The organism is Streptomyces drozdowiczii (assembly GCF_026167665.1).
Lineage (GTDB): Bacteria > Actinomycetota > Actinomycetes > Streptomycetales > Streptomycetaceae > Streptomyces > Streptomyces drozdowiczii_A.
Map to the genome: position 1 here is coordinate 3,497,896 of NZ_CP098740.1, position 12,254 is coordinate 3,510,149.

The window sequence follows — 12,254 nt, forward strand, 5'->3', positions numbered from 1 at the left end:
CCATTTACTTCACGGCGTGGATCGGTTTGAATGCACGGATGGCGACAGCTGAGGGGGGAGACCGCGAGCGCTACGGCGCCGATGCCGCCGATCCACCGAGCGACGCGGACCTCCTCGCGCAGCATGTGGAGGGCGACCCCGACGCTTTCGGCGAGCTGGCTCGACGCCATCGCGACCGACTGTGGGCCGTGGCCCTGCGAACCCTGGGCGACCGGGAGGAAGCGGCCGACGCCGTACAGGACGCCCTGATCTCCGCCTTCCGCGCCGCCCACACCTTCCGGGGCCAGTCCGCCGTAACCACATGGCTGCACCGCATCACGGTGAACGCCTGCCTCGACCGCGTCCGCAAGGCCGCGTCCCGGAAGACCTCACCCGTCGACGACCCGGAACGGCTCGACCAACTGCTGGAACCGCATGAGTCCGCAGAGGCCCCGGCAGAACGCCACGATCTCCACCGGGAACTCCTCGCGGCGCTGGCCACCCTCCCCGCCGAGCAGCGCGCAGCGCTCGTCCTCGTGGACATGCAGGGGTACCCGGTGGCGGAGACCGCTCGCATCCTCGATGTGCCCGTGGGCACCGTGAAGAGCCGCTGCGCACGGGGCCGCGCCCGCCTCGCCCCCTTGCTGGGGCATCTCCGCAGCAGCGGTCCCGCCGACGAAGCGCCCGGCACGGAAGGGAACCGGACGCCCAGGGCATCCGTCCCACCGGCAGCCGGTCCACGAGACGCGGACATGAGCGACCCCACTGTGATGAAGGGCGGAGGTGGACACCGATGACGTCAACACCCGGCACGACCCAGCACCCGGAAGTCTCGGAGATCTCCGACCTCACCGAGGATCTGCTTCCCGAAGCCCGAGCAGCCGAGATCCGCAGTCACATGGACTCCTGTGAGCCCTGTAGCGATGTCCTCGCTTCCTTGGAAGAGATCCGCGGGCTGCTCGGCAACCTGCCGACTCCCGAGCCCATGCCCGCAGACATCGCCGACCGCATCGATGCCGCTCTCGCCGCCGAGGCGCATGCTCATCGCGCGGAGCCGGATGCGGCAACCGATGTTTCACGTGAAACAGAGTCCGCGCACATAGCAGGGACCCCTCCCTCCCGGTCGCATGCGTCAGACCGACCGGCCGGATACGCGCGGGCGAACACGGGTCCGGGACGACACCCCGGGCGGAGGCGTCGCCGCACCACCCTGCTCGCCTCCGCACTGGGAGCCGCTGCCCTGGTCGGCATGAGCGTCTTCCTGCTGCAGAACATCCCGGGAGCGGAGCGAAGCGACACCTCCGCCGCCGGCGTCAGCCAGGACGCGGGGGCCACAGCCCCGAAGAGCCGCTCGCAAGAGTTCTCCGCAGCCACCCTCAAGGACCGGGTACACACGCTGCTGGGCCCGAGCGCCGGCACAAAGAGTTCGCAGGCTCCCAAGGAAGAGGGGGAGGCGCCCTCCATCGGCTCGCAGTCCTCGCCCCAGTCCCGGCCCTCGCTCCAAGCGAGCCCCTCGGACTCCATGTCCCCCGACTCCCCCCTCCGGGCCCCCGCTGTCACCGTCCCCGCTTGCGTGGAAGCCGGCATCGGCCGGAACAGCCCGGCCCTCGCCATCGAGAGGGGCAGCTACGAGGGCACCGACGCGTTCCTCGTCGTCCTGCCCCATCCCACGGACCCGGACAGCGTTCAGGCGTATGTCGTCGACGCGGCCTGCGTAGGAGCCGAGCCTCCCGCCAAGGGGAAGTTGCTGCTGACACACGTCTACGCGCGCCCCTGAGAATCGGGCCTGAAGCCACCCCGGCACGTCGGGAATGCATCCCCCGTAGGATCCGTTGGGTGGGGTGAGAGTCGTTGAACCGGCCCCAGTAGGCGTGGACAGTAGGCAGTCTGCAGAGACGAGGAAGAAACCCGTGAGCGACGTGCGTAATGTGATCATCATCGGCTCCGGCCCGGCCGGCTACACAGCCGCCCTTTACACCGCGCGCGCCTCGCTGAAGCCGCTGGTCTTCGAGGGAGCCGTCACCGCCGGTGGCGCGCTCATGAACACCACCGACGTGGAGAACTTCCCGGGCTTCCAGGACGGCATCATGGGCCCCGAGCTCATGGACAACATGCGCGCCCAGGCCGAGCGCTTCGGCGCCGAACTGGTCCCGGACGACGTCGTCTCCGTCGACCTCACCGGTGACATCAAGACCGTCACCGACACGGCAGGCACTGTCCACCGCGCCAAGGCGGTCATCGTCACCACGGGCTCCCAGCACCGCAAGCTCGGGCTCCCCAACGAGGACGCCCTCTCCGGACGCGGCGTCTCCTGGTGCGCGACCTGCGACGGCTTCTTCTTCAAGGACCAGGACATCGCCGTGGTCGGCGGCGGCGACACCGCGATGGAGGAGGCCACCTTCCTCTCGCGCTTCGCCAAGTCGGTCACGATCATCCACCGCCGCGACACCCTGCGCGCCTCCAAGACCATGCAGGACCGCGCCTTCGCGGACCCGAAGATCAAGTTCGCCTGGGACAGCGAGGTCGCCGGAGTCAACGGCGAGCAGAAGCTCTCGGGCGTGACCCTGCGCAACACCAAGACCGGCGAGACCTCCGAGCTGCCCGTGACCGGCCTGTTCATCGCCGTCGGCCATGACCCGCGCACCGAGCTCTTCAAGGGCCAGCTCGACCTCGACGACGAGGGCTACCTGAAGGTCTCCGCGCCCTCGACGCGCACCAACCTGTCCGGTGTCTTCGGCGCCGGCGACGTTGTCGACCACACCTACCGCCAGGCGATCACCGCGGCCGGCACCGGTTGCTCCGCCGCTCTCGACGCGGAGCGCTTCCTCGCCGCGCTCGCCGATGACGAGAAGGCCGCCCCCGCAGCCGCCGTCTGACCCACGCCTCACTCACATCCCCACACACCCCGCGAAATTAGGAGGCCGCCGTGGCCGGCGCCCTGAAGAACGTGACCGACGACTCCTTCGAAGAGGTCGTCCTCAAGAGCGACAAGCCCGTGCTGGTGGACTTCTGGGCCGCCTGGTGCGGCCCGTGCCGCCAGATCGCCCCGTCGCTGGAGGCCATTGCGGCCGACCACGACGAGATCGAGATCGTGAAGCTCAACATCGACGAGAACCCGGCCACCGCCGCCAAGTACGGCGTCATGTCCATCCCGACGCTGAACGTCTACCAGGGCGGCGAGGTCGCCAAGACCATCGTCGGCGCCAAGCCGAAGGCCGCGATCCTCCGCGACCTCGAGGGCTTCATCGTTGAAAAGCCCCAGTAGGGCAGAAGCTACTTGCGCTTGTTTCACGTGAAACGGGCTCGTCCTCCTCAGGACGGGCCCGTTTTGCATGCGCCATTGAGCGCGCGCCTCACAACGGCCGCAGCGCAGGCTCCTTCTGTACCGCTCCCAGAAGCCGGTCCAGGGCCAACTCGACGTCTTCCTTCCAGGAGAGCGTCGTACGCAGTTCCAGCCTCAGCCGGGGGTGCACCGGATGCGGGCGCACCGTCTTGAACCCCACCGCCAGAAGGTGGTCGGCGGGCAGCACGCAGGCCGACTCCTTCCACCGGGCATCACCGAAGGCTTCGATCGCCTTGAAGCCCCGGCGGATCAGGTCCTTGGCAACGGTCTGCACCATGACCCGGCCCAACCCCTGCCCTCGGTAGCCCGGCATGATCAGCGCGGTCATCAGCTGAACGGCATCGGGGGAGACGGGGCTCGTCGGGAAGGCGGTGGCGCGCGGAACGTATGCGGGGGGTGCGTAGAGCACAAAGCCGGCCGGCACGTCATCGACATAGACCACTCGCCCGCAGGAGCCCCACTCCAGAAGGACTCCGGAGATCCACGCCTCCTTCTCCCGGTCGGATGTCCCGCTCTTGACGGCGGCCTCTCCGCTGACCGGGTCGAGCTCCCAGAAGACACAGGAGCGGCAGCGCCGGGGAAGGTCGGAAAGGTTGTCCAGCGTGAGCGGTACGAGCCGACGCCCCATGAAGGCTGTTCCTCACTTCTCTCGCCCACTGCGTCATGGACGGAAATGCCCTGCCAGAACGCATCGTAACCACCGCCGGATCAAGCCGACACCGTGACAGAGCAAAGGGCGGGCTGTATTCCGTAACCGGAAGCAGCCCACCCTCGCGTCGTTCGGCGCGTGTCAGCTCTCGTCGTCCTCGGCCGACTCCTCGGAGGCAGCGCGGTCCAGCACCCGGCCCTCGCCCGGGGCGAGACTGCCCAGGATGCGGTCCAGGTCCTCCATCGAGGCGAACTCGACGACGATCTTGCCCTTCTTCTGCCCGAGGTCGACCTTCACCCTCGTCTCGAACCGATCGGAGAGCCGCGTCGCCAGATCGGAGAGCGCCGGGGAAAGCCGCGCCCCGGCCCGGGGGCCCCTGGCCTTCTTGGCGCCCGTGGAGCGGGAGCCCATCAGCGTAACGATCTCCTCGACCGCACGCACCGAGAGCCCTTCGGCCACGATGCGATGGGCCAGCTTGTCCTGCTCCTCGGAGTCGTCCACCGACAGCAGTGCGCGCGCGTGGCCCGCCGAAAGCACCCCGGCGGCGACCCTGCGCTGCACCGGAGGGGACAGCCTCAGCAGACGCAGGGTGTTGGACACCTGCGGCCGGGAACGGCCGATCCGGTCCGCCAGCTGGTCATGCGTGCACTTGAAGTCCTTGAGCAGCTGGTCGTAGGCGGCCGCCTCCTCCAGCGGGTTCAGCTGAGCCCGGTGCAGGTTCTCCAGGAGCGCGTCCAGGAGAAGCTTCTCGTCGTCCGTGGCCCGGACAATGGCCGGGATGCGCTCCAGGCCCGCCTCACGGCAGGCCCTCCAACGCCGCTCGCCCATGATGAGTTCGAACCGGTCGGTCCCGAGCTTGCGCACCACGACCGGCTGGAGAAGACCGACCTCCTTGATGGAGGTGACCAGCTCCGCCAGCGCGTCCTCGTCAAAGACCTCACGCGGCTGACGCGGGTTCGGCGTGATGGAGTCGAGCGGCACCTCGGCGAAGTAGGCGCCGGCCACATCGCCCGTGAGCGTCGGCTCGGCCCCCGAGACCGGCGAGCTCGGCTCCGGCACGACGGGGTTGGCCCCGAGCGTGGCCACCTTGGCGGCCGCCACACCCCGCTCGGTGGTCAGAACGGGCGAGGAAGCCCCGGAACCGGCGGACGACAGCTGCTTCTCCTGCGGAGCGGCTGGGATCAGGGCACCGAGCCCTCGCCCCAACCCTCGACGACGCTCACTCACTGGATCCCCTCCGAATTGCTCTGCTGACTGATCGAACCGCCCGTGTGGGCGTGCTGTCCCTCGTAGTGCACCCCAACCCCTCGCAGCGCGATCTCGCGAGCTGCTTCGAGGTAGGACAGCGACCCACTGGACCCGGGGTCGTACGTGAGCACGGTCTGCCCGTAACTCGGTGCCTCGGAGATGCGGACCGACCGGGGGATGCTGGTCCTCAGCACCTCCTTGCCGAAGTGGCTGCGAACCTCCTCCGCCACCTGGGACGCCAGCCGGGTCCGGCCGTCGTACATGGTGAGCAGGATGGTCGAGACATGAAGATCGGGGTTCAGGTGGCCCCGCACCAGCTCGACGTTCCGCAGGAGCTGCCCCAGACCCTCCAGCGCGTAGTACTCGCACTGAATGGGGATCAGCACCTCCGCACCGGCCACCAGTGCGTTGACCGTCAGCAGGCCCAGTGAGGGCGGGCAGTCGATCAGGATGTAATCCAACGGCTGCTCATACGCCTGGATGGCGCGCTGGAGTCGACTCTCCCGCGCCACCAGCGACACCAGCTCGATCTCCGCACCGGCGAGATCGATGGTGGCCGGGGCGCAGAAGAGACCTTCGACGTCCGGGACGGGCTGAACCACGTCGGAGAGCGGCCTGCTCTCCACCAGGACGTCATAGATCGAGGGAACTTCGGCGTGGTGATCGATGCCCAGAGCCGTCGAGGCGTTGCCCTGCGGGTCGAGGTCCACGACCAGGACCCGTGCCCCGTGCAGTGCCAGCGACGCGGCGAGGTTGACCGTCGAGGTGGTCTTACCCACCCCGCCCTTCTGGTTGGCCACGACCATGACGCGGGTCTGCTCGGGCCGTGGCAGCCCCTCGCCGGCTCGGCCGAGGGCCTCCACCGCCAGCTGGGCCGCTCGACCGATGGGTGTGTCGTCCATCGGCGGCGGTGTTTCACGTGAAACACCGTTCCCCACCGACTCGGTTCGGGGGCCGGGGACCGGATCGGTCATCGGCCCCGCGATGTTGGCGTCGGACCGCAAGGATTCACTCTCCTCGACTTCAGGCTCGCAATGAGCAGAGCCTGTCATGGTTTCGGGGTCGTGAACCAGCGAGGCCCGCTCTTCTGTGGATGAAACCACTTCTGTGGACAACTCCGTAGCCCTAACGGGCCTGCGATGGGGAGGGCGGCCGCCTCATGACCGCGGCCGATGATTCCATGCAGCAGAGAACGACGTTTCACGTGAAACACGATGCCTTCGCAGCGTAGCTACGGAGACACGACACTCCGCGCAGGGCTCAGCGGCGACGACGCGTCCGGCTGGTCCGCGCCGCCTTGGCTCGCTTTGCGGCGAACCTCACACCGCCCGGGCTCTCGCCGACCACCACGCGGACCACGGTGGACGTCGGGTCGACCACGCCCTCGCCGACATGCAGCACCTCGGTGTCCACCACACCCAGCTTGCTGAGCGCGGCCCGGGCACCGTTGATCTCTTCCTCGGCGGTGTCGCCCTTGAGCGCCAGCATCTCGCCGTACGGACGCAGCAAGGGCACACCCCAGCCGGCCAGCCGGTCCAGCGGGGCCACCGCCCGGGCGGTCACCACATGCACGGGCTGCAGGGAGCCGAGGACCTCCTCGGCCCGGCCGCGGACAACCGTCACATGGTCGAGCCCCAGCAGCTCCACGACCTCCTGGAGGAAGTTCGTCCGACGCAGCAGCGGTTCCAGGAGGGTGATCTTCAGGTCCGGGCGCACCAGCGCCAGGGGGATGCCCGGCAGTCCGGCCCCCGACCCCACGTCGCAGACCGTGACCCCCTCGGGAACGACCTCGGAGAGCACCGCGCAGTTCAACAGGTGCCGCTCCCACAGACGCGGAACCTCGCGCGGCCCGATCAGTCCGCGTGTGACCCCCGCGTCCGCCAGCAGTTCCGCGTACCGGACAGCCTCGGGAAAGCACTCACCGAACACTTCCCGGGCCTCGTCGGGCGCCTGGGGAAGCGCTACTTCCTCCGTCACGGGGGACCGTCCTTCCATACCGCACTACGCACCATGGGTGGCTGTCTATCAGGCTGACAAAGATCGGCCCCGTCTGCGAACAGACGGGGCCGACAGGTAAGGAGCCGGTCAGGCCGGCAGGACGACGACGAAGCGCTGCGGCTCCTCGCCCTCCGATTCGCTGCGCAGGCCCGCCGCGGCGACCGCGTCATGCACGACCTTGCGCTCGAACGGCGTCATCGGGTCCAGCTTCACCGGCTCACCGGTGCTCTTGACCTCGTCCGCCGCCTTGGCACCCAGCTCAGCGAGTTCCGTGCGCTTCTTGGCCCGGAATCCGGCGATGTCCAGCATCAGACGGCTGCGGTCACCGGTCTCCCGGTGCACGGCGAGCCGCGTCAGCTCCTGGAGCGCCTCCAGGACCTCGCCGTCGCGCCCCACGAGCTTCTGCAGCTCACGCGCGGAGTCGCTGATGATCGAGACCGCGGCCCGGTCCGCCTCGACGTCCATGTCGATGTCGCCGTCGAGATCGGCGATGTCGAGCAGACCCTCGAGGTAGTCCGCTGCGATCTCCCCTTCCTGCTCGAGGCGGGTCAGGGTGTCGCTGCCCTCAACGGCCGTGGAGGTGGTGCCTTCCGTCACGGATGGACTCCTTCTTACTTCTTGGACGGGTGCTTGGGCCGCTGCGGGCCCTTGCGCTGTCCGGACTTGGCTTGGCGTGAGGAGCCGGACGCGGCCTTGCCCGCCGGCTTCGACTTGTCGTCCTGCGCGGTGCTCTTCTTCAGGGAGGGCTTGGACGCCGACTCGCCGGAGTCGTCGTCCTTGGCTCCGCCCTGGTGGGCCGCACCGGTCTGGCGCTGTGCCTTCGTCTGCCGCTTGGGCTGCTGGCGGCGCTGCGGGGCCCCGCCCTCGGCCTCGGCGACGGCGGTGTCGCTCTTGACCACCGTGCCGTCCTCCTGGGGAGCGAGCCCCAGCTTGGCCAGTCCGACGACGAACTTCCGCTCGATGTCGTTGCGGTCCGGGCCCTTGGCCACGATCCGCTTGACGGTGTTGCGACGGGTCCGGCCACGGACCTCGCCGTGCGCGGTGACGCTCTTCAGCACGCGTCCGAGGTACTGCTCCTGGGCCTTGCTGCCCGGCGTCGGGTTCTGGTTGATCACGTACATCTGCTGACCCATGGTCCAGACGTTCGTGGTGAGCCAGTAGACGAGGACACCGACGGGGAAGTTGATGCCCATGACCGCGAAGATCAGCGGGAAGATGTACATCAGCATCTTCTGCTGCTGCATGTACGGCGTCTTGACCGTCAGGTCGACGTTCTTCGTCATCAGCTGGCGCTGCGTGAAGAACTGCGAGGCGGACATCATGACGATCATGACCGCGGTGACGACCCGGACGTCGGTCAGCGAAGCGCCGAGGGCATCGACCTTCTCCGCGCTGTCCATGAACTTGGCGGCCAGCGGGGCACCGAAGATGTGGGCCTGACGGGCGCTGTCCAGCAGCGACTGGTCGATGACGCCGATCTTCTTGTTCGACGCGATCGCGGAGAGTACGTGGTACAGCGCGAAGAAGAACGGCGACTGGGCGATGATCGGCAGGCACGAGGAGAGCGGGTTGGTACCCGTCTCCTTGTACAGCTTCATCATCTCTTCGGACTGACGCTGCTTGTCGCTCTTGTAGCGCTCCTGGATCGCCTTCATCTTCGGCTGGAGCAGCTGCATGTTCCGCGTCGACTTGATCTGCTTGACGAACAGCGGGATCAGGCAGATGCGGATGAGCACCACGAGGGACACGATGGACAGACCCCAGGCCCATCCCGTGTCAGGGCCGAAGATCGCCCCGTACAACTTGTGGAACTGGACGATGACCCAGGAGACGGGCCAGGTGATGAAGCTGAACAGACTGGCAATCGTGTCCACTAATCAGGCTCCTTGAGCATTGGGCGAAGTCTCTGCGGCCGAACTCGGAGGCTCGGTGGCCGAACCCCCGGGAGGCACGTCAGCGGCGGAGTCCCCGCCCTTGCTGCCGCGTATGGCGCTGCGCAGCAGTTCGTGCCAACGCGGACGTTTGCGTGGTGGTACGTAGTCCACGCCGCCGGGTGACCACGGATTGCATCGCAGGATGCGCCAGGCCGTCAGCGCCGTTCCCTTGATCGCTCCGTGCCGGTCGATCGCCGTATATCCATAGTGGGAACACGACGGGTAGTAACGGCAGACAGGCCCGAGAAGTGGGCTGATCGTCCACTGGTACAGCTTGATGAGAGCCAGCAGCGGGTACTTCATCGCGCGCCCCCTCCCAGCAGCCGCTGCAAGGCGGCGTCCAGGTCTCGGGCCAGCTGTTCATGGCCGGCGTCGCCCGCTCCGGGCAACGCTCGTACGACAACCAGGCTACCGGGGGGAAGCAGGGCGAGCCGTTCTCGGACCAGGTGGCGAAGCCTGCGCTTCACCGCTGTGCGGACGACCGCACCACCCACGGCTTTGCTGACAACGAAACCCGCACGCGGCGGGGGAACGTTCTCCCCTGGCACGTGCGGGTCGGTTGCACCGCTTCGTAGATGGACGACGAGGAGCGGACGACCGGCCCGGCGTCCTCGTCGTACCGCGGTCGCGAAGTCCTCGCGCCGCCTCAGCCGATTCTCGGAAGGCAGCACGTCATGACGACCTGTACGCGATCAGGCGGACAGGCTGGCGCGACCCTTGCTACGGCGGGACGCGAGAATCGCGCGGCCGGCACGGGTGCGCATACGCAGCCGGAAGCCGTGGGTCTTCGCGCGACGACGGTTGTTCGGCTGGAAGGTGCGCTTGCTCACTCGGGGGCTCCAGAAATGACTCGTGTGTTGGCGGGACATCGCCTGGCTGTCACCGTGCGCCCACGAGAGACTCGCGTAAACGCCCTAGTGCACCGCATTCACAATCACAGATCGTGATCTTTGCCCATCGGAGGCAGGCGGCAGCAGCCATCGACAACTCGACCTGGTCACGGTACGCGCGGCTACGCCATCCGGTCAAACCGACCCTGTCGGACCCCCCATTGTGCACAGGCTGTGGACAACGACTTGAACGTCGCGGGTCGGGCTGACTACCGTGGCTGAACTCCGGTTCTTTTTCTTCCCGCCTGCCGGTCCTCACCCACCCCGACCCATACCGTCCCGAGAACCACACATTCGTGGGACCAGCGAGAGAGCGTGCCCTGTGGCTGACGTACCTGCCGATCTTGCCGCAGTGTGGCCGCGAGTGCTGGAGCAGCTCCTCGGGGAGGGGCAGCAGGGCATCGAGCCGAAGGACAAGCAGTGGATCGAGCGGTGCCAGCCGCTCGCCCTGGTCGCCGACACCGCGCTCCTCGCCGTCCCCAATGAGTGGGGCAAGCGGGTCCTCGAAGGCCGGCTCGCCCCCCTCATCAGCGAGACGCTGAGCCGCGAGTGCGGGCGCCCCATCCGGATCGCGATCACGGTCGACGACTCCGCGGGCGAGCCGTCGGGCCCGCCGGCGCCCCCGATGCACCAGTCCCCCCAGCCGCCCCACCGCTACCAGGGCCCGCAGCACGACGAGGGCCGGCACGGCGACGCGTACGACGGCTACGGGAGCCGGCCCGCGGACGACGGCATGCCCACCGCGCGGCCCGCCTACCCGGACTACCAGCAGCAGCGCCCGGAGCCCGGCGCCTGGCCGCGCACCCAGGAGGACCTGTCCTGGCAGCAGCCCCGGCTCGGCGGATTCCAGGACCGCGAGCCGGCGCCCGACCAGTGGCGCGAGCCGTACGGCGGCCGCTCCCCGCAGCACGACTACCGACAGCAGCCGCCCGAGCGCCAGGGGTACGAACCCCAGCACACCGAGCGCCCCCGCTCCGAGCGTCCCGAGCTCCCGGAGCCGCAGCACCGCCCCGGCGCCGGCACCGGTCGGCCCGGGGGAGTCCCGGGCCCGATGGGCGCACAGCCCGCACCGGCCCCCGGCCCCGGCGAGCCGCACGCCCGGCTGAACCCGAAGTACCTCTTCGACACCTTCGTCATCGGGGCCTCGAACCGCTTCGCGCACGCCGCGGCCGTGGCGGTGGCCGAGGCGCCCGCGAAGGCGTACAACCCGCTGTTCGTCTACGGGGAGTCGGGACTCGGGAAGACCCATCTGCTGCACGCCATCGGGCACTACGCGCGAAGCCTCTACCCGGGCACCCGAGTGCGGTACGTGAGCTCCGAGGAGTTCACCAACGAGTTCATCAACTCGATCCGCGACGGCAAGGGCGACACCTTCCGCAAGCGGTACCGCGATGTCGACATCCTGCTCGTGGACGACATCCAGTTCCTGGCGAGCAAGGAGTCGACGCAGGAGGAGTTCTTCCACACCTTCAATACGCTCCACAACGCCAACAAGCAGATCGTGCTGTCCTCCGACCGGCCGCCCAAGCAACTGGTCACTCTCGAGGACCGGTTGCGGAATCGTTTCGAGTGGGGACTGACCACCGACGTACAGCCTCCCGAGCTGGAGACCCGGATCGCGATCCTGCGCAAGAAGGCGGTGCAGGAGCAGCTCAACGCCCCGCCGGAGGTGCTGGAGTTCATCGCCTCCCGCATCTCGCGCAACATCCGTGAGCTGGAGGGCGCGCTCATCCGGGTGACGGCCTTCGCGAGCCTCAACCGGCAGCCCGTGGACCTGGGGCTCACGGAGATCGTGCTGAAGGACCTGATCCCGGGCGGCGAGGACACGGCGCCCGAGATCACGGCGTCCGCCATCATGGCGGCGACCGCGGACTACTTCGGCCTGACGGTGGAAGACCTCTGCGGATCGTCCCGCAGCCGGGTGCTGGTGACGGCCCGGCAGATCGCCATGTACCTGTGCCGTGAGCTGACCGATCTCTCGCTGCCGAAGATCGGCGCGCAGTTCGGCGGCCGGGACCATACGACGGTGATGCACGCGGACCGCAAGATCCGGGCGCTGATGGCGGAGCGGCGCTCCATCTACAACCAGGTCACCGAGCTGACCAACCGCATCAAGAACGGCTGACGGCGCCCCGCGCCGATCCCCGCACGTACCCGGAGGGCGCTGTGCGGACTCGTCAGGAGTCCGCACAGCGCCCTTCCGTCTTCCCCGA

At 68.4% G+C, this 12,254-nt stretch carries 14 protein-coding genes; 5 read left to right on the top strand and 9 right to left on the bottom strand.

The genetic code is table 11. From position 1 onward, the window contains the following. The first annotated feature begins 38 nt into the window (after window positions 1-38). From sigM to trxA, 4 genes are all read left to right on the top strand, one after another. Window positions 39-776: an RNA polymerase sigma factor SigM gene (sigM, locus tag NEH16_RS15845; protein WP_265543073.1), complete on the top strand. Its 738-nt coding sequence runs from the start codon at window positions 39-41 to the stop codon at window positions 774-776. Then, window positions 773-1,756 (top strand): anti-sigma factor family protein, encoded by a 984-nt coding sequence (locus NEH16_RS15850; protein WP_265543074.1) that lies wholly within the window; start codon window positions 773-775, stop codon window positions 1,754-1,756. The genes sigM and NEH16_RS15850 overlap by 4 nt, the downstream gene beginning before the upstream one ends. Window positions 1,757-1,889: 133 nt before the next feature. After that, complete coding sequence (trxB, locus tag NEH16_RS15855; protein WP_073966658.1) at window positions 1,890-2,855, top strand: thioredoxin-disulfide reductase; 966 nt, start codon at window positions 1,890-1,892, stop codon at window positions 2,853-2,855. Window positions 2,856-2,905: 50 nt separating this feature from the next. Beyond that, window positions 2,906-3,244, top strand: coding sequence for a thioredoxin (trxA, locus tag NEH16_RS15860; RefSeq protein WP_073966657.1), 339 nt, complete (start codon window positions 2,906-2,908; stop codon window positions 3,242-3,244). 88 nt (window positions 3,245-3,332) lie between these two features. Here the strand turns inward: trxA and NEH16_RS15865 are convergent, their stop codons facing one another. From NEH16_RS15865 to rpmH, 9 genes are all read right to left on the bottom strand, one after another. Further along, complete coding sequence (locus tag NEH16_RS15865) at window positions 3,333-3,950, bottom strand: GNAT family N-acetyltransferase (RefSeq protein WP_073966656.1); 618 nt, start codon at window positions 3,948-3,950, stop codon at window positions 3,333-3,335. Window positions 3,951-4,112: 162 nt separating this feature from the next. Next, on the bottom strand, window positions 4,113-5,198 hold the full coding sequence (locus NEH16_RS15870; RefSeq protein ID WP_265543077.1) for a ParB/RepB/Spo0J family partition protein: 1,086 nt from the start codon (window positions 5,196-5,198) through the stop codon (window positions 4,113-4,115). After that, window positions 5,195-6,271, bottom strand: a complete 1,077-nt coding sequence (locus tag NEH16_RS15875; RefSeq protein ID WP_073966854.1) for a ParA family protein — start codon at window positions 6,269-6,271, stop codon at window positions 5,195-5,197. Before NEH16_RS15875 ends, NEH16_RS15870 begins: the two co-directional genes overlap by 4 nt. Before the next feature lie 208 nt (window positions 6,272-6,479). Further along, window positions 6,480-7,196 (bottom strand): 16S rRNA (guanine(527)-N(7))-methyltransferase RsmG, encoded by a 717-nt coding sequence (rsmG, locus tag NEH16_RS15880; protein WP_073966654.1) that lies wholly within the window; start codon window positions 7,194-7,196, stop codon window positions 6,480-6,482. A 108-nt stretch (window positions 7,197-7,304) separates the two neighbouring features. Then, window positions 7,305-7,814 carry a protein jag gene (locus NEH16_RS15885; RefSeq protein ID WP_073966653.1) on the bottom strand — a complete coding sequence of 170 codons (510 nt, stop codon included), beginning with the start codon at window positions 7,812-7,814 and terminating at the stop codon, window positions 7,305-7,307. A gap of 14 nt (window positions 7,815-7,828) precedes the next feature. After that, the gene (gene yidC, locus NEH16_RS15890) at window positions 7,829-9,091 is read right to left on the bottom strand and encodes a membrane protein insertase YidC (RefSeq protein ID WP_073966652.1); all 1,263 of its coding nucleotides are present in this window, start codon (window positions 9,089-9,091) and stop codon (window positions 7,829-7,831) included. A gap of 3 nt (window positions 9,092-9,094) precedes the next feature. Beyond that, window positions 9,095-9,454 carry a membrane protein insertion efficiency factor YidD gene (gene yidD, locus NEH16_RS15895; RefSeq protein ID WP_073966651.1) on the bottom strand — a complete coding sequence of 120 codons (360 nt, stop codon included), beginning with the start codon at window positions 9,452-9,454 and terminating at the stop codon, window positions 9,095-9,097. Continuing rightward, window positions 9,451-9,822 (bottom strand): ribonuclease P protein component, encoded by a 372-nt coding sequence (gene rnpA, locus NEH16_RS15900; protein ID WP_073966650.1) that lies wholly within the window; start codon window positions 9,820-9,822, stop codon window positions 9,451-9,453. The genes yidD and rnpA overlap by 4 nt, the downstream gene beginning before the upstream one ends. A gap of 21 nt (window positions 9,823-9,843) precedes the next feature. Beyond that, complete coding sequence (gene rpmH, locus NEH16_RS15905; protein ID WP_006348049.1) at window positions 9,844-9,981, bottom strand: 50S ribosomal protein L34; 138 nt, start codon at window positions 9,979-9,981, stop codon at window positions 9,844-9,846. Between the two features lie 382 nt (window positions 9,982-10,363). On the opposite strand from rpmH, the gene dnaA reads away from it, so the two are divergent. Next, window positions 10,364-12,166, top strand: coding sequence for a chromosomal replication initiator protein DnaA (gene dnaA, locus NEH16_RS15910; RefSeq protein ID WP_265543089.1), 1,803 nt, complete (start codon window positions 10,364-10,366; stop codon window positions 12,164-12,166). The last annotated feature ends 88 nt before the right edge of the window (window positions 12,167-12,254 follow it).